We start from the raw sequence: 16,944 nt of genomic DNA, 5'->3' as shown, positions 1-16,944 counted from the left end.
TTTACAGAACACGAACTGTGTCACTCTCGGTAATCACTCTAGCACCAACCACAGGCCAACCGCCCGCTGGTCTTTTCGTGGCTTTACATGGATGGGGATCTAACGCTGAAGATTTAGCATCACTCGCCCCCTATCTCAGTTTTCCAACCTACCAATTTTGTTTTCCCAACGCCCCACTACCCCACCCTCATGCCCCTGGTGGATTTATGTGGTACGACCTCAATACTCAAGCTGGCTTGCCCGAAAGTCGTCAACTTCTCTTGGATTGGCTACAAGCACTAGCCGTAGAAACCCAGGTTCCTTTGGAACGAATGATTCTCGCTGGATTCTCCCAAGGGGGAGCCATGACCCTAGACATTGGTGCTCGATTACCCCTGGCCGGATTAATTTGTCTCAGTGGTTATCTACACCCTTCGATTAAGCCTTTATTTGGTCAGAATACAGCGCCCGTCCTCTTAATTCATGGTCAGCAGGATCCCGTGGTTCCTCTGAGTGCCGCCCAGACCTCAGAACAAACACTGCGCCAAGCAGGAGTTGCCGTTCAATACCATGAACTACCCATGGCCCATGAAATCAACCCCGAGGCATTAGGGTTGATTCAAGACTTTGCCGTTTCTCTTGCCCCATAGAGAAGGCCTTAACGAATCATTCAAAGCGAGTTTGGCAGAATTTATCCTAGTTTGAATCGGCTGGGCGTAGCCCTGTTAAATTGCCTTAAAACAGAGTAAGGAAAAATTAAATGCAAATTCCTTTAGAAAACCTCTATAAGCGTGTAACAGCGGTCTGATAGACTTGTAAACTAGTACTTAAAGATACAAAACAAATACAGTCGCAGTTACTTTAAGATACAGACGCAAGACACAGTCAGGCATTTAGGAGGAATCTTTGCGTGGATAACGTTATCGGCCTAGAGATCATTGAGGTGGTTGAACAAGCAGCCATTGCCTCAGCTCGATGGATGGGAAAAGGTGAAAAAGATACTGCAGATCATGTTGCAGTAGAAGCCATGCGCGATCGCATGAACAAAATCCATATGCGGGGCCGCATCGTTATTGGAGAAGGGGAAAGAGATGATGCCCCTATGCTTTATATCGGCGAGGAACTGGGCATTTGCACTCAGCCCGATGCTGCTCAAGTTTGCAACCCCGATGAGTTGCTAGAGATCGATATTGCAGTGGACCCCTGCGAAGGAACCAACCTGGTTGCTTACGGCCAGAACGGATCTATGGCTGTCCTCGCCATCTCTGAGAAGGGTGGATTGTTCGCAGCTCCCGATTTTTACATGAAGAAATTGGCTGCTCCTCCTGCAGCCAAAGGCAAAGTGGATATTAATAAGTCCGCTACCGAAAACCTACAAATTTTGGCTCAATGTTTGGATCGCTCCATCGAAGAATTAGTGGTCGTGGTCATGAAGCGGGAACGCCATAATGATCTCATTAAAGAAATCCGCGACGCTGGAGCAAGAGTTGCTCTAATTACAGATGGAGACGTCTCTGCAGCCCTCTCCTGTGCCTTCTCAGGAACAAACATTCATGCCCTGATGGGGATTGGTGCAGCACCGGAAGGCGTGATTTCTGCGGCTGCCATGCGCGCACTAGGGGGTCATTTCCAGGGGCAACTCATCTATGATCCCGATATCGTCAAAACTGGACTAATTGGCGAGAGCAAGGAAAGCAACCTAGCTCGACTCAAGGAAATGGGCATTAGCGATCCTGATAAGGTTTATACCGCTGAAGAATTGGCCTGTGGTGAAACTGTTCTGTTTGCTGCTTGTGGAATTACTCCAGGCACCCTAATGAAAGGCGTTCGCTTCTTTGGTGGGGGTGCTAGAACTCAGTCCCTGGTTATTTCCACCCAGTCCAAAACCGCCCGATTTGTCGATACCGTTCACATGTTTGAAACGCCTAAACGTCCTAAGGCACTTCAGTTACATTAGGCGATAGCCTCTTAATTCTGAAGTTTGAATCCCTCAAACGACGCGGCTAGATAAACAGAGAAGGAGGACACATGAATATTGCGGTTGTCGGTTTAAGTCATAAAACAGCGCCAGTGGATGTGCGAGAAAAACTCAGCATTCCCGATGATGTGAAAGAAAAGGCTACCTCTCAATTAAGGAGTTATCCTCATTTAGAAGAAGTGGCTATTTTGAGTACCTGTAACCGCATGGAAGTCTATGTGGTTGCGCAAGAAACCGATGACGGTATTCGTGAGCTGACGCAGTTCCTATCCGAGTGGAGTCAAATCCCTCTGTTAGAACTCCGTCAGCATTTGTTCATCCTTCTGCATCAAGATGCTGTCATGCATTTGATGCGGGTGTCTGCTGGATTAGACAGCTTGGTGTTGGGAGAGGGACAAATCCTGGCCCAAGTCAAACAGACTCACAAGTTGAGCCAAAAATACAGCGGCGCTGGCCCCATTCTCAATCGCTTATTTAAGCAGGCCATCTCTGCGGGTAAGCGAGTTCGAACGGAGACCAGTATTGGTACAGGTGCAGTATCGATCAGTTCAGCAGCCGTCGAACTTGCCCAGATGAAGACTGAAGATTTATCAGTCCATCGGGTCGCCATTATTGGAGCGGGCAAAATGTCTCGCTTGTTGGTCAAACATCTGCTTAGTAAAGGCGCTAATCAAATTGCCATTTTAAATCGGTCGTTGAAGCGAGCTGAGCAATTGGCCGACCAATTCCAAGGGGCTGATCTGAAACTGCATACTTTAGCCGATATGCAGGCAGTCCTAACCGAATCTGATTTAATTTTTACGAGTACGGCTTCAACGGAGCCTCTGTTGGATCGCGACATTCTAGAACCCATCGTCTGCGATCGCCAATCTTGCATGATCTTTGATATCTCTGTACCTCGAAATGTTCACAGCAATGTGAATGAGTTATCCCAGGTGCACGCCTTTAATGTGGATGACTTGAAGGCAGTGGTGGCTCAGAACCAAGAGAGCCGACGACAAATGGCACTAGAAGCTGAGTCCCTGTTAGAAGAAGAAGTTGCCAGTTTTGATGTCTGGTGGCGATCCCTAGAGACGGTCCCCACCATCAGTAGCTTAAGAACGAAGGTCGAATCCATTCGAGAACAGGAATTAGAAAAAGCGCTTTCTCGTCTAGGGACTGAGTTTGCCGAAAAACATCAAGAAGTGATTGAAGCGTTAACCCGAGGCATCGTTAACAAGATTTTGCATGACCCAATGGTTCAACTGCGGGCTCAGCAAGATATTGAAGTTCGTCGCAAGGCCATGCAATCCCTTAATATGCTTTTTAATCTCAATTCTTCTCAAGGGGTTGCCAAGCAGCGCAATACATAAGGCAGCCAGATTAATTGATGGTTCTTAGGGTAGATTGCCAAACCTGATCGCAGTTAGACTGAATGGACAAGAAAGGGACTGGAGGTAGGAAGTATTTTCGCGTATAGCGCCACATACTGATGAAGTGCATCCACATGTAGCGGCTCAGGAGTTTTTTATCACTTACTGCAATGTGATGGTGGATTATTTGGGCTGTAGGGACATAGTAAACATCCCAATTTGCTGCATGCATTCGGCGCGCCCAATCTATATCCTCCACGTATAAAAAATAGCCTTCGTCAAGGGGGCCAACGGTCTCTAGGATTTCTCTGCGGATAAACATGCAGGCTCCCAACAACCAATCAACTGGTTGCACTTGAGAGTGATCTAAGTCTTGCATTAAATGATTCTGGTTGAGGTGAGAATTGCGCAAGAATACTCGCAGTGGTGAACGCCGGGCAATGGTCGAACCAAGGGTTGGGAAACGGCGAGGAGAGGGCTGAATTTGTCCATCAGGGAATCGAAGTTGTGCGCCACACATGCCCACTTGAGGATGACTTTCCATAAAGTCAATCATTTGGTCGAGAGCACCAGGCTGTACTTCTGTATCAGGATTGAGGAGTAACAAGTAACGACCATTAGCCTTGGCCATACCAAAATTATTGTTAGCTGAAAATCCCCGTCGTTCAGAATTAATATAGACAGCTATGTTAGGGTATTTTTTGGCTATCTTGGCACTTTTATCATCTGAGCAGTTATCAACAACAATGACTTCTCCACCGATTCGACTTACTTCCGGGACAAGAGCATCCAGACATCTGCCAATATAGGTGGAGTGATTGTGTGTTACGGAAATTACGGATAGTGGAATTTGGGACAAAATATTAAATCAAACTCAGCAGTGCTAAATTTCGAGCTAAACCCACATCAAAGAGTTCGTATCGAATAAGTAGTTTTCTTTTAGCGCAAAAAGCTAATTTCTCACACCCACAGTAAGCAGAGACCATCTCTCTATCATGCTCTGAGAGCTGAGCACCATAGCGATTGAGAAATTCCTGAGCCTGTTTTGGGGTTTTGCGGTAGTATTCCCGAATTTTCTGGGGTTGTTGCAGTCTTGTGACAAGGTATCGCAGTTTTTGACTTTGCGCTCCAACTTGATTGTGTTGGTGCTGTCTGTAGAGGATAGTGGGTTGCTTTAAGTGAGCAATTTTGCCAAAGGCCGATGCAACTAAGCCTAGCCACCAATCATGCATAAAGGCTGAATCTGGAAGCGGTAGGGCTAGCTCTTTCAAGGCTTTATTGATGACGATGGTGCAGCCTGTGATGTGATTGCGAATCAGTAAGTGACGTAAAGCGTCACGAGTAGGGTCAAGATGATGCGATCGCCAAAAAGATGGATGGATGAGTTCAAGCTGTTCGCTGACCACCCTCAGATCGCTATGTACCAGCATTGGCAGGTCTTTACCCCATTGAGCTTCGAGTTGCCCGATCTCGGCCAAGCTAGCCGTGACTTTATGGGGTAACCAAATATCATCTTGATCACAGAAAAAGGTATAGCTGGCTGAGGAGTGCTCAAGCAAGTGATTAAAGTTGCGGAGAATACCTAGGTTTGTGGACTCCCCTGATTTAATCCATTGTAGTCGCTGGGGTTCTTTTTGTAGATAGGTTTGAATGATTTTGGGGGTGAGATCGCAAGATTCATCATCTCGAATCAACAGATGCCAATGAGGGTAATCTTGCGCGAGAATTGACTGCAATTGAGCGTCTAGGAATCGATCACCATTATAGGTCGCCAAGACAATATCAACGCTCATGGCGAATCCTTAAGCGGCTAAAGGGATTCTGTAGGATTGCATCACGGAGAATGCGACGGGGAGTGGGCGGAATTACCCACATGCTAATCAGCAGTGCATAGCTTTTGAAAGAGGCATTTCCGTAAGTCCAGGCAGACATCAGGATAGTCTTGAGTCCCTGCCAATCCTTACTAGCTGAGGCTAATGAATTGACCTGAGTCATCAGAAAAGCACCATAGGCTTCCGGTGTTACTAGATTACGCTGCCGACAAGACTGAATCCACTCAAAGAGTGTTGTCCAGCAACCACTTGTACCAATTCGGGAGCGATGCTCATCCAAGTTCCAGGTGCCCAAAGCGGCTTCGGCAAAATGTAATTCAGCACCTTGCACCTGCGTTGCTCTAAGCAACCAATCCAGGTCCTGACACATTTTTAGTCCTTCTTGGAAAGGCACATCTAGCATCAGTTGCCGACGGGTAAGCAACATAGAAGTCAGAAAAAAACCATCTCCCTGAATAAAGTCCGGTCGCAAGAAAAGATAGTTGCTAATCGGTTCTCCTAGCTTAGGGAAGCGTCTTGGCACGACAAACTCGCCACGGGGGGTTTTTATGGTCATCCGACAGGCTGCAATAGGGTATCGGCAAGTTAGTGTTTGAACTAATAGAAGTTGGGTTTCTAACTTACGTGGATACCACTCATCATCATCATCTAAGAATGCGACCCACTCCCCCCGGGCGGCTTGAACACCCCTGTTTCTGGCCCTAGACGCGCCACCACTGGAGGGCAAGGTGATCACCTGTAGTCTTGAGTCAGAGATGAGCTCTAGAACTGCTTCGGTATCTGAATCTGGACCATCAATGACAACAATCACTTCTAGGCTGGTCCAAGTCTGTTGCAAAACACTTTCCACTGCAACGCTGACGAGGGACGCGCGGTTGCGAGTGGGAATAATGACACTGACAGACACCATAGCTTTTAAAGAGTGTGCTTCACAAACTTACAATCTCTCATTCATTTAGACTCGCTTGTAACAAACAGCAACCATAAAGTCATGATCAATTTCTCCAGTTCTGATCAAAAAATCTTCCAATTCAAAGCAAAGCCTTAGTAGTTCTTTCGCTTCATCATCTGGATTGAGAAAATGATGAGCGATCCCCCCCAAAAGTAGATGTAAGATAGAGCCACCATAACCTTTCAGTTCTACCACTTCAAATATCTCTTTAAGAAGTGGCAAGATATTTGCTGACTCAATAGCTTCTGAAGGATCTCTTAAAACCATGCTTAATTGACTATGCTTAATGACTTTTGGTTTAAGCAAGTTACTATGCCAAAGCGTTTTAAATCTTTCAGGGAAAATACTTAAAATGGAATTCACAAGTTCAAGTTGCCTATTTGTCCATTGGAAACGTGTAGGCCCCACAAATTCATTGAGAATGAAACAACCCTCTGGCTTGAGCATGTCCTCAATTTTCAGCAATAGCTCTTTAAGCGGAGAGAAGTGATGTAGAGATTGCTCTGCAAATACCACATCATAGAGATTCTTTTTTGTCTCAATTTCGTAAATATTACCAACTCTATAATCTAAACATTCTCCATACATGCTTTGTTTGGCTGCTTTTATCGCATGCTCAATACGTACTGGCGACAAATCATAGGCTTCAATCTGGCTGAAACAATTTGTTTTTGCCCATCTCAATTCTCTTTCACCGCCACCACAACCAAGAGATAAGGCTTGCAAAGCATGTTTTTCTTTGAAGTATTTCTCTGCGATATACTCGTTGTAATCAATATCCTTATTACCAGAGATAAGATAATTCCATCTAGATTGCACCGTAGGAATATCCCACCAGTTAGTTGGAGAAGTGTCTGTATTTGACCAAGTATTTTTTACCTTTTCAGAGTCACTTGCATGCATCTTGGCAGCATATTTCAGAATTTTTCCTGGATTATTACGAATTCTATTGAATAAATATATTATTTCTTGTGGATTAATCCAGTTATTAAACATAATTTCAAATCATTTCTTTATGGCACTGTCTTACTTTTTATTGATCAGGCAAATATTTTGAGATGCTTGTCACTTACGGCAAAGCCAGACCTCGGACTCACAATCTAAAGATAATGTGTGCAAAGTTTTGGGGGCAGTCAATTCACTTTTGGCAATAATCGTGACTTGAAACCCCGTAGATTCCAGCCGTTGTTGGAAATCACGACCATACTGACGGACATGATCAGGCTGACCATATAACTTTGTCCGTAGTTGCGGATCGGTAATAGACAAGTCTTCTTGAGTATGTTCACCAACCATCGGCACTTGAATGCTAGCCCATCCTGAGGACTTAAGGACTCGGTATAGTTCTTGCAATGCTTTCATATCCGTGGGGATATGTTCCAAAACATGATTACAAACTATGGCATCAAAAGTGGCATCAGGGAATGGAATTTGGCAAATATCCATTTGTTGCATAGCTTTTGCAGGATCCATATCAACAGATAAGTAATCGTATTGCTGCTTGAGGGCAGAAGCTATGCATGGTTCTGGTGCAACATGTAAGAGTTTATGGTTTAGGGATCTAGATTTAACAATCATGGGTTGTAAAGCTAGCCACAGTAAACGATGTCGCTCAAGAGAGTCGCAGTTTGGACAACGAACATGAGGTCGGCGTTCCGTTCCCCCTGAGAGAAATCTACGAAAGTGACGATTGCACACCGGACAGTAATAGCCATCACCCCGTAATACATAAGCCCTAGCTGTTTTCACAACTGTGCGTCCTGCATTTCTCAACATTAAGAGACCTCTGTTACTGATGTTCGGCCATGACTTCGGTATAAATTGCAGCTAAGCGAAGACCCTGAACCTTCGCGTCATATTCTGCTTCGATATATGCACGTTGAGGAAGTAAAATACCTGCCCATTCTTGAGGATACCCAACCCACCAATTGAGAATGCGTACAAGTTGCTCTACATCATGTTCTGGTGCTAGCAAATCAGCAGGATATCGGTTCAACACTTCAGGAATATCGCAATGTCGGGTGGCAATGACAGGCATCCCTGTCGCTGCGGCTTCAATAATAGAGACTGGAGCACCGCCTTCCGTATCCCCATCACTAGCTTTGACACTGGGTGAAATAAATAGATGATGGCGGTAGGCTTGCTCTAAGAATACAGAATGGGGTTGATACCCCATGAAAGTGGGAGTTAGCCCATATTGGTGGACGGCATCTAAAATACGACGTTTCTCTCTTTGGCTGGCTTTATCATCCCCCGCATCACCAATGATGGTGATTTCTAGAGGCGTACTCTGCTGAAGATAACCTAAGGCTGCGATCGCATCTGGTATTCCCTTTTTCTCGCGAAATGCAGCTGCAATTAATACCTTTAAAGGTTCACTAGGATGCCACTTCCTGGGCTGATAGGTAAACTGATCTAACCTGATACCAAGGTGATGTATCTTTGCTTTGTGAGTGGGACAGCCCAGTGCAATTAAAGATTGGGCCATATGTAGACCTTCACATAGAACACAGTCTACATGTTCAAATAGCTCGTTATATCTGAGTTTCCACCGTTGATCTTGCTGAGGAAGTTGATTAACGTCAAGCCCATAAAAGGTCACAATGTGTTTTAGCAAAAGTACTTTTGCAACCTTGTAATTGCTCCATCCTCGATGACCAAAATGGGAATGGAGTAGATTAGCTTTTGTGCTCTTAGCTTGTTCTAACAGGAAAGGCAAATGATTGCACAATCCAAGTTTGCGAATTCCTTTTTGCCAGTTATATTGCCAACACGATGTGTCTGAAAGGCTATGGATATTAGGAATATAAAACTGTTCTAGATTTTTTGTATTTTCACAAACTATATGGTTATCAATATAGGTTGGGAGAAAAGAAATTTGGTTGTAAAGCCAAGTTTGTGTGATAGGTAGCCAACCTAATGAATCCTGAATAACAACGATAGAATAAGGCTTAGTTGCTTGATCTAGCGTCATTCTATTAAACCTAGTAGGTTGAACAGTTGTCGCATCTGGTCATGATTAATCCATTGGCTAACAACTACATATGTGGCACCCCCTAGCAATATTGAAATGCCTAAGTTTAATGCTGGAGAAAAACTCATAGGCAAAACTGCCTGTATTCCCAAGATAAGGCAAGACATTATTGCACTGCACATAAGTGGACGCCATAGAACAGCAGCAAAACGCGCCATACTGAGATTGATCAATCTAAAAGGGATAGCAAAGCTAGGATAGACTAAAATTAAGCTCGCAATAGCATACCCAGCAGCTACGCCAATAATATTCCAGCGTAAGCCCAGTACAAACCCACAAATAACCAATACACCAGCAAAGAGGCTCCAACAAAACATCCAATCAGTGCGGCCCTTACTCTGATAAATTGTCCCGACAGTTGTAACAACAGACTGGACTAAGCCTACTGGAGCCAATACTAAAATAATTGGTATTGAAGCTTTCCATTTTTCCCCAAGAACAATCAGGATGAAAGGTTCTGCGAGTACCCATATTCCAAGCATCAAAGGAAAAGTGACTATGGCTATCATCGCAACTACTCGTAAATAAGCAGAACGCAGCCGAACATTATCATCTTGAAGTTGGGAAAATACTGGAAAACCAACTCGACTAATTACTCCAGATATGCTTTGCAATGGATATAAAATTGTTCGGTAGGCTAACGTATAAAAACCTAAAGCTTCGGCGCCTATAAATTTCCCAATTAATAAATAATCAAAATTACGAATAAGGTAATTAAAAACATTAAATCCAGTTAAATTTGAACTATAGCTACTAATAGCTTTTAACTCTTGAAATGAGAAAATAAGTTTTGGTTGCCAGTTAGTGGTTTTCCATAGCAGAAAGGTAGTTAACGTTGTTACTGCTATAGTTTGATAGATTAAGCTCCATACCCCCAATCCTCCCATTGCCGATCCAATACCAATAAATGAGCCAAATGCAACTGAACTAACTTCTATCTTGGCCAAGGTATTGAAAGCAAGCTCTTTCTCTAAAAGGGCTTGCTGTAAAATGCTAATACCAGAAATAAAAAAAGTAAGTGATAGAACTCTCAACAATGGAGCAATTATTGGCTCTCTGTAAAAGCCAGCAATCAGGGGAGCAATTAGAAAAAAAAGCATTGTGCTCAAGAGACCAAAAGCTACATTAACCCAAAAAAGGCTGTGTAAAAGAGCCTCAGAAAATCCCTTTCTCTGAATCACTGCAGCTGATGTCCCTAGATCCTTAAAAACCCCTACAAAACCGACAACGATAGTGGCCATACCTAGGGATCCAAAGTCATTAGGTGAAAGCAATCGAGCAAGGATAGCTGTTGTGAAAAGCTGTATGACTTGCCTTCCTACTTGTGAAATAGTAGACCACTTAATACTAGATGTCGCTTGGTCCTTTAAAGACATTTTATATCAAGGCTTTTTACCTAAAACAGTATAGCTTCCTGTCTCTTGTGGATGTCTATCATATTTATCCATGATTGGTGCGGCAGTTTGCCCAATCCACCAAATCGGAATCCAAAGAAACTTCAGAAAGCCAAATGAAAAACGCATTGTGTGGTAATTGAATTTTAGAATCCACATTTGCCAGAAACCCATATTTTCTCTGATTTCTATATCAACAAACCCATTTTTCCTAAAGAGATATTCTAAACCATATTTTGTATAACGAAAGTAATCGTGAGGTTCTTCATGGATATGCCACATAAAAGGTACGGTTATGAATATACTCCCCCTATTCTTGAGGATTCTAAAGCATTCAGATATAAAAAAGTCAGGTTCTGGTAAGTGTTCTAAAACCTGAAAAGAAGTAACAGTATCAGCATAATCAGAAGAAAAAGGTAGTCTCTCGCAAAGGTTAGCAAAAATATCTACATTGCTTTGATCATGCTGACTATTTTCCCAGTCGACTCCAATATACTGCTCTGCAGAATCAAGAATATGTTGTTTGTAGGGTGATCCACCACAACCAAGATCAACAACTATTCCTTCGTATGGTAAGGATCTAGCAATCTTTTCATTAATGTTGTGAATCAAGAAATTATGTCTACTCATACCAACCGCTTCTAATCTTTTTGCAGGGTATACCTACATATATAGAATTTTCTTCAAGTTCACCCTTCACAACCGCACCTGCACCAATAATCACATTCTCGTTAATAATAGTGCCTGGAAGAATAGTGCAGTTTGCACCAATAAATACATTATTTTTAATTACTATATCTTTAGTCTTCTTTTCTGCAGTTACTTTTTTTCCAAAGTTATAATGGTTTGAGTAAGCGATAATTTTTGTCCCTGGACCAATAGCAACATCATCCCCTAATGAGACACTTCCTTGAAGGACATTAACATAACAAAATGCAGCTAAATGAGAATTGTTACCAATACTAAAAAAACCTTTTTCGTTTAAAATATAGCAAGAGTGATAAATGCTACTCTGACTACCTGCATTGAAGTTATATTTGTTTGTAATGATAACGTCTGTATCTATAAAGCATTCAGTTCTATATATTTTTTTTCTTAGGAGAGCAGCTAAAATAGATCGATTCCCTCTCATTATATTTTCAAAGTAGCTACAGAAAAAATCCAAAAAGTAGATAAAAATCTTTTCACTCTGTTTTATTGCATTAAGCATGGTAAATTTATGCAGCATTCAACTGCTTTGTCTGCCTTTGGAAAACCTTTAATATTTTTTGAAGGATGAATATTACTAGCAAACCAAATACCTAAATCAACACCAAGTTGTTTATTCGCCCAGGAGCGATTTTGCTTTTTGAACGGCTCTACCAAAACTGGATATCTTAGATAAACTGGAACTGAATTATCAATAACAACAGGTTTAGTATAGTTGTTGTTTTCGCACCAAATATCCCAGTATTTAGCAGTTTCTCTTCTGCGACTATTGTAGTAATCTAATTTTTTAATTTGATTAGAGCCAATAGCTGCGATTGGAGCAGGCATCTTACAGCCATAGTGTTTAGGTCGAATTCCTTTTTCTTCTTCGGCGGTAGTTGAGAGTAAACGTTTATGTCCGTACCTTAGCTGAATAATATCTCTCAAAATCCATTTTTTAGGATGTTTGCATTCATAGAAATTTAGTAATACGTTATACAATTGCTTTTGAATCCAAACTGAATCTGGATAAGCTGCGCAATTATAGTATTCTTTCATCTTATTAGCCAATTCTAAATTGTTTGTCGTAGAAAATCCTCCTTGAATTGTATTGAAAATCTTAGACTGCTCACTACTGTAAAAAGCTACATCTCCTAAATTACCTACTTTTTCTCCTCTATATTTTGCTCCTGTTGCATGACAGCAGTCTTCAATTACACTTAAGCTATAGCATTTCGCTAAATCGAGTATAGCGTGATAATCTCGGCAAACTAAACCATAAAGATGATGCAGTAAAATAGCACGCACTCTAGGTGTAATGTGCGCTTTTACCTCATTCACATCAAGTCCATAAGTTTCAAGTTCAATATCGCAATAAACTGGTTTAATTCCAGCAAAGTAAAAAGCATTAGGTACAACAACGCAAGTGTAAGCAGGTAAAATCACTTCATCACCTGGCTGCAAATTTAATGCATAAATACAAGCGCTGAGTGATACTCGTCCGCTCATAAAAGCAAAAGCAAATTTGGAATTATTCCAACGTGAAAATTCCATCTCATACTGTGAAATGATTTTCTTTTCATCCCAGCTAGAAGGATTGGATATTAATGCTTTGGCTAGTACAACATCATCTTCATCTAAAGTCATAGAGCTAAGTGAAGGAGCGGTTAATGACTGCCCAGTTAGAAACTTCTGCAGATTTCTCGTCTGATTCTTGCCAATAGCTAATATTTTTTTGGTTTGCCTCGTCAACATGAAATCTTTTTTACTGCCGTAACCACATCTTGAACATCTTAATCAGTCAATCTTGCTGATAATGGCAATCTAACCGTCTGCCACCCCAGACATACAACGTTTGGATAGTCTTTCAAGTCTCAGCCTAAAGTGTGCTGATTATAAGGATGTACAGGAATACTCAATTAATGTACCCCAACACTAATATTTTTCGCCGTTATCCCATCTAAAAAAGCATCACGGTTAACTCCAGCCCATTTCTCATTGATCAAAACTGTATACAAATGGTAGCTATGATGTGTATCCGATTCAGATGGCGCTGGCAACTCAATCGGTAGATCGGCAAACGCCTCATCATAATGTCGCCAAATCTCCTGTCACCTCAGCCAATATTGGATGTCAACCCCATAGGCGATGTCACAGTTATCTTGTTTTGATCTAAGCCCGGATAGACTACAATTGCAGGGCTGATTGGATTTGATATTGCAGCAATGAGTTAAAGGTAATTCCATCTTCTATGTTTATAGGTGGTGAAGAAGTTTTTTTGTGTGTTTTGGAGAATGGCAAATGACGAATGGGGTTGTCTCTCAGCAAGCCGTCGGGGCATTAGAAACATCTGGCTTGCCAGGAAATCTCTCAATCGCCGATGCAATGATCAAGGCTGGTCGGGTCACTTTGGTGAGCTATATCAAGGGTGGTAGTGCTCGATTCGCGATTTGTTTTCGAGGCGATGTCTCCGAAGTCAAGCGGGCGATGGACGCTGGGATTGCTGTGGTGGAGAACACCTATGGGGCGGTCTTACATACATGGGTGATTATCCCTCGTCCTCATCCTAATGTAGAACGTGTACTACCCATTGGGTACCCACCAGAAGTAGAAGAGTATCGCCAGCAAGCGAATGCAGGGAAATAGCCTTTTGCCTGCAACAATCCGTAAGCCCTAACAGCTGTCATATTGACTGGCTGTAAGCGTTGTAATTTTCTTAGATTCTTAGCAATGACACGATTAGCCCTCTTAAGTACTTCGGATAAGACTGGTTTAATTGAATTAGCGCAGCAGCTAATTGATAGTTATGGTTTTACTCTGGTTAGTAGTGGAGGGACTGCGGCAACACTGGAGCAAGCAGGATTTCCCGTCACCAAGGTGTCAGACTACACTGGGTCCCCGGAAATTTTAGGCGGACGAGTCAAGACCCTTCATCCTCGCATTCATGGTGGGATTCTAGCCCGTCGAAGTTTGCAGTCCGATATTCAGGATTTATCGGAGAACAATATTCAGGGGATTGATTTAGTAGTGGTGAACCTCTATCCCTTTGAAGAGACCATTGCCAACCAGAAAGCTCAGGGAATCACAGATCCAGACCAAGCATTGGCAGATGCAGTCGAACAGATTGATATCGGTGGCCCCACCATGATTCGGGCTGCTGCTAAAAACCATGCCCATGTGACGGTGTTATGTGACCCTCAGCAGTATGAGTCTTATTTACAGGAACTGAAGCAAGGGGAAGGAGAGACGTCCCTGCCATTTCGACAGGTCTGTGCCCTTAAGGTGTTTGAGCGAATGGCGAGTTATGACCGTGCGATCGCAACCCACCTCCGCCAATCCCTAACTACTACCGATTCCCAAACCCAGCTCTCCATCTTGGGTACAGCCAAACAAACCCTTCGCTACGGCGAAAATCCCCACCAAAATGCCGTTTGGTATCAAGAAAGCAATACGCCTTCGGGATGGGCCGCTGCTCAACAGCTCCAAGGAAAGGAACTTAGCTACAACAATCTGGTCGATTTAGAAGCCGCTCGACGGGTGATTGCCGAGTTTGCCCAGGCTGAAACCCAGCCCACGGTCGCGATTCTCAAGCACAACAATCCTTGCGGCGTCGCCCAAGGGGAAACCCTGCTCCAGGCATATGAAAAAGCGCTCGCCGCCGATTCAGTTTCTGCTTTTGGCGGTATCGTTGCCATGAATCGTGCCATTGATAACGATACGGCCCAGGTGCTTACCAAAACCTTTTTGGAGTGTATTGTAGCCCCTGATTGCCAGCCTGAGGCAGCGGCTGTCCTCCAGGCCAAGTCTAACTTACGGGTGTTGGTGCTGCCGGATTTAGTCAGTGGCCCTGCGGTTACGGTGAAAGCGATCGCAGGAGGTTGGCTCGCTCAAGCTGCCGATGAAACCTTAACACCCACCACGGATTGGCAGATTGTTACCCAGGCAAAGCCTACTGAAGCTCAGTTAGCGGAACTTCTGTTTGCCTGGAAAGTGGTCAAGCATGTCAAATCCAATGCCATTGTGGTGACCAAAGATCACACCACCCTAGGGGTCGGCGCAGGCCAAATGAATCGGGTGGGGTCTGTTAATATTGCCCTCCAACAAGCTGGGGACCAGGCCCAAGGCGGAACCTTAGCCAGCGATGGGTTCTTCCCCTTTGATGATTCGGTACGGACGGCAGCCGCCGCCGGAATTACAGCCATTATTCAACCGGGAGGCAGTATTCGGGACAAGGACTCTATTCAAGCCGCCGATGAACTGGGAATTGTGATGGCCTTTACGGGCACCCGTCATTTTCTCCACTAATCCCTTCGGGAATCAGGCCGTTTGGAGTAATTGCTGCGATCGCAGTCCCTTTTTCTGAATCTGAACAGATTGTTTTTGCCCTAAAGTAACCCCTCGACGTCCAGGCCGAACGGGCTGTTTATTTAGGAGGGCAAAATCACACTGGGTTAGCAGTGTTCCCAACACAATCTTCATCTCATACTGAGCCAAGGCCGACCCAACACAGCGTCGAACCCCTCCTCCAAACGGCAAAAACTCATAGGGAGAAAACTTCTTCTCCAGAAACCGCTCAGGGCGGAACTGTTGGGGGTTGGGGTATAAATCTTCTCGTTGATGGATGAGATAAATACACCCCATGATCAGCATGCCGGGATCGAGCTGATATCCACATAGCTCCATTGGCGTCTCCACTCGACGAGGGAATGTCAGCATGGCCACAGGATGAATTCGGAGGGTTTCGTTACAGACTGCCGTGAGAAAAGGGAGCTTGAGAAATTCAGACGGATCATTGGGATTCGCAACAGCATCCAGTTCAGCCATCAGCTTATCCTTCACCTCTGGCAAAGAATGGATCCAGTACATTGCCCAGGTCAAGGCTGTCGCCGTCGTTTCATGACCGGCAACGAGTAGCCCCATCATTTCATCCCGCAGCTCTTGATCAGTCAAACCGTTACCGTCTTCGTCCCGAGCCGCTAACAGTAAAGACAGAATATCGACCCGATCCGGGTCAGGATTGGCCCTTCTTTCCGCTATTTCAGCAAACAGTAGTTCATCCGTTTGGGCTGCAATTTTAAGTAGTCGGCCCCCAGGACTCCAGGAACCGTAATCTTTTTGCAACCAAGGTAGGAAAACGATGGCAGACGCTAAAGGAGACCCCGTCATATCCAATCGAATCCGCAGCAATTGTTCCAGCTGTTGATAGCGCTCGCCTTGATGTAGCCCAAAAACAGCCTGAAGAATGACCTGCATCGTGATTTTTTGCATGATTTCACGGGTATTACGGGACTCATGCAAGGGCCATTGCGTGATTAAGTCATTACTAATTTGCTGAATAATAGCCCCATATACGGTGAGTCGATCTCCATGGAAAGGGGGCAAGACCAATTGTCTTCGGTTTTGATGTTGAGTGCCACTCAGCAACATCATGTTCGTTTTGCCAACCATGGGTTCCAGCAGTTTGTTGACATCGCCAGGGGATGTCAACTCCTTCCTCATATCGTGAGTAAGGATATACTGAACAGCTTTGGGATCATTCACCATAATTAAAGGATCGGAGTTGCCCCAAAGAACACAGGCCTTAAATATGTCACCGTACCGTTTGAAATTGGTCTTCATGTAACCCACCGGATCAAAGATCCACTGAGTCGATTGAACGGGCATCGGTGTTTTGGGAGAAGGCAAGGTTTGCATAAGGACTGTTCACTTGCAACTGGTGTGTTATGGCTGCATTCT

17 protein-coding genes are annotated in these 16,944 nt (G+C 43.9%); 5 read left to right on the top strand and 12 right to left on the bottom strand.

The annotated features are described in order from the left end of the window. Positions 1-17 precede the first annotated feature (17 nt). The 3 genes from ON05_RS02750 to ON05_RS02740 all read left to right on the top strand — a co-directional run bounded on the left by ON05_RS02750 (position 18) and on the right by ON05_RS02740 (position 3,309). On the top strand, positions 18-629 hold the full coding sequence (locus ON05_RS02750; RefSeq protein ID WP_029315289.1) for an alpha/beta hydrolase: 612 nt from the start codon (positions 18-20) through the stop codon (positions 627-629). Between the two features lie 260 nt (positions 630-889). Beyond that, positions 890-1,936 (top strand): class II fructose-bisphosphatase, encoded by a 1,047-nt coding sequence (gene glpX, locus ON05_RS02745; protein WP_010475183.1) that lies wholly within the window; start codon positions 890-892, stop codon positions 1,934-1,936. A gap of 71 nt (positions 1,937-2,007) precedes the next feature. Next, the gene (locus ON05_RS02740; protein WP_010475181.1) at positions 2,008-3,309 is read left to right on the top strand and encodes a glutamyl-tRNA reductase; all 1,302 of its coding nucleotides are present in this window, start codon (positions 2,008-2,010) and stop codon (positions 3,307-3,309) included. Positions 3,310-3,319: 10 nt separating this feature from the next. Here the strand turns inward: ON05_RS02740 and ON05_RS02735 are convergent, their stop codons facing one another. The 11 genes from ON05_RS02735 to ON05_RS38345 form a co-directional block, all read right to left on the bottom strand. Continuing rightward, on the bottom strand, positions 3,320-4,168 hold the full coding sequence (locus ON05_RS02735; protein WP_010475180.1) for a glycosyltransferase family 2 protein: 849 nt from the start codon (positions 4,166-4,168) through the stop codon (positions 3,320-3,322). Between the two features lie 4 nt (positions 4,169-4,172). Then, the gene (locus ON05_RS02730) at positions 4,173-5,102 is read right to left on the bottom strand and encodes a glycosyltransferase family 2 protein (RefSeq protein WP_262561105.1); all 930 of its coding nucleotides are present in this window, start codon (positions 5,100-5,102) and stop codon (positions 4,173-4,175) included. Beyond that, entirely contained in the window at positions 5,092-6,051 is a 960-nt protein-coding gene (locus tag ON05_RS02725; RefSeq protein ID WP_010475178.1) for a glycosyltransferase family A protein, read from the bottom strand. Before ON05_RS02725 ends, ON05_RS02730 begins: the two co-directional genes overlap by 11 nt. 45 nt (positions 6,052-6,096) lie before the next feature. Further along, positions 6,097-7,089 carry a class I SAM-dependent methyltransferase gene (locus tag ON05_RS02720; protein ID WP_010475177.1) on the bottom strand — a complete coding sequence of 331 codons (993 nt, stop codon included), beginning with the start codon at positions 7,087-7,089 and terminating at the stop codon, positions 6,097-6,099. 69 nt (positions 7,090-7,158) lie between these two features. Continuing rightward, the gene (locus tag ON05_RS02715; RefSeq protein WP_201767966.1) at positions 7,159-7,842 is read right to left on the bottom strand and encodes a class I SAM-dependent methyltransferase; all 684 of its coding nucleotides are present in this window, start codon (positions 7,840-7,842) and stop codon (positions 7,159-7,161) included. A gap of 40 nt (positions 7,843-7,882) precedes the next feature. Then, positions 7,883-8,710, bottom strand: a complete 828-nt coding sequence (locus ON05_RS02710; protein WP_262561101.1) for a glycosyltransferase — start codon at positions 8,708-8,710, stop codon at positions 7,883-7,885. 353 nt (positions 8,711-9,063) lie between these two features. Next, a complete protein-coding gene (locus ON05_RS02705) occupies positions 9,064-10,503 on the bottom strand; it encodes an MOP flippase family protein (protein ID WP_010475173.1) in 1,440 nt (479 codons plus the stop codon). Between the two features lie 6 nt (positions 10,504-10,509). Further along, on the bottom strand, positions 10,510-11,151 hold the full coding sequence (locus ON05_RS02700; RefSeq protein ID WP_010475172.1) for a class I SAM-dependent methyltransferase: 642 nt from the start codon (positions 11,149-11,151) through the stop codon (positions 10,510-10,512). Further along, positions 11,144-11,749 carry a DapH/DapD/GlmU-related protein gene (locus tag ON05_RS02695; RefSeq protein ID WP_085945200.1) on the bottom strand — a complete coding sequence of 202 codons (606 nt, stop codon included), beginning with the start codon at positions 11,747-11,749 and terminating at the stop codon, positions 11,144-11,146. Before ON05_RS02695 ends, ON05_RS02700 begins: the two co-directional genes overlap by 8 nt. Next, the gene (locus tag ON05_RS02690) at positions 11,716-12,855 is read right to left on the bottom strand and encodes a DegT/DnrJ/EryC1/StrS aminotransferase family protein (protein WP_175307232.1); all 1,140 of its coding nucleotides are present in this window, start codon (positions 12,853-12,855) and stop codon (positions 11,716-11,718) included. Before ON05_RS02690 ends, ON05_RS02695 begins: the two co-directional genes overlap by 34 nt. A gap of 272 nt (positions 12,856-13,127) precedes the next feature. Beyond that, entirely contained in the window at positions 13,128-13,313 is a 186-nt protein-coding gene (locus ON05_RS38345) for a DegT/DnrJ/EryC1/StrS family aminotransferase (RefSeq protein WP_139025861.1), read from the bottom strand. Between the two features lie 196 nt (positions 13,314-13,509). On the opposite strand from ON05_RS38345, the gene ON05_RS02685 reads away from it, so the two are divergent. Then, positions 13,510-13,854: a carbon dioxide-concentrating mechanism protein CcmK gene (locus ON05_RS02685; protein ID WP_010475167.1), complete on the top strand. Its 345-nt coding sequence runs from the start codon at positions 13,510-13,512 to the stop codon at positions 13,852-13,854. Positions 13,855-13,938: 84 nt separating this feature from the next. After that, a complete protein-coding gene (purH, locus tag ON05_RS02680) occupies positions 13,939-15,513 on the top strand; it encodes a bifunctional phosphoribosylaminoimidazolecarboxamide formyltransferase/IMP cyclohydrolase (RefSeq protein WP_010475165.1) in 1,575 nt (524 codons plus the stop codon). A gap of 12 nt (positions 15,514-15,525) precedes the next feature. Here the strand turns inward: purH and ON05_RS02675 are convergent, their stop codons facing one another. Next, positions 15,526-16,902, bottom strand: coding sequence for a cytochrome P450 (locus tag ON05_RS02675; RefSeq protein ID WP_010475163.1), 1,377 nt, complete (start codon positions 16,900-16,902; stop codon positions 15,526-15,528). Positions 16,903-16,944 lie beyond the last annotated feature (42 nt).

It is taken from the genome of Acaryochloris sp. CCMEE 5410, from assembly GCF_000238775.2.
Classification (GTDB): Bacteria; Cyanobacteriota; Cyanobacteriia; order Thermosynechococcales; family Thermosynechococcaceae; genus Acaryochloris.
Note: the sequence above shows the minus strand (reverse complement) of the source record. Positions and strands in the feature narration are given on the sequence as shown.

What these genes read in the sequence shown, in the direction of transcription:
- ON05_RS02700 (WP_010475172.1), bottom strand. Translation starts at nt 11,151, where the DNA reads ATGAGTAGACATAATTTCTTGATTCACAACATTAATGAAAAGATTGCT.
- ON05_RS02730 (WP_262561105.1), bottom strand. Translation starts at nt 5,102, where the DNA reads ATGAGCGTTGATATTGTCTTGGCGACCTATAATGGTGATCGATTCCTA.
- purH (WP_010475165.1), top strand. Translation starts at nt 13,939, where the DNA reads ATGACACGATTAGCCCTCTTAAGTACTTCGGATAAGACTGGTTTAATT.
- ON05_RS02685 (WP_010475167.1), top strand. Translation starts at nt 13,510, where the DNA reads ATGACGAATGGGGTTGTCTCTCAGCAAGCCGTCGGGGCATTAGAAACA.
- ON05_RS02705 (WP_010475173.1), bottom strand. Translation starts at nt 10,503, where the DNA reads ATGTCTTTAAAGGACCAAGCGACATCTAGTATTAAGTGGTCTACTATT.
- ON05_RS02740 (WP_010475181.1), top strand. Translation starts at nt 2,008, where the DNA reads ATGAATATTGCGGTTGTCGGTTTAAGTCATAAAACAGCGCCAGTGGAT.
- ON05_RS02695 (WP_085945200.1), bottom strand. Translation starts at nt 11,749, where the DNA reads ATGCTGCATAAATTTACCATGCTTAATGCAATAAAACAGAGTGAAAAG.
- ON05_RS02690 (WP_175307232.1), bottom strand. Translation starts at nt 12,855, where the DNA reads ATGACTTTAGATGAAGATGATGTTGTACTAGCCAAAGCATTAATATCC.
- ON05_RS02720 (WP_010475177.1), bottom strand. Translation starts at nt 7,089, where the DNA reads ATGTTTAATAACTGGATTAATCCACAAGAAATAATATATTTATTCAAT.
- ON05_RS02675 (WP_010475163.1), bottom strand. Translation starts at nt 16,902, where the DNA reads ATGCAAACCTTGCCTTCTCCCAAAACACCGATGCCCGTTCAATCGACT.
- ON05_RS02725 (WP_010475178.1), bottom strand. Translation starts at nt 6,051, where the DNA reads ATGGTGTCTGTCAGTGTCATTATTCCCACTCGCAACCGCGCGTCCCTC.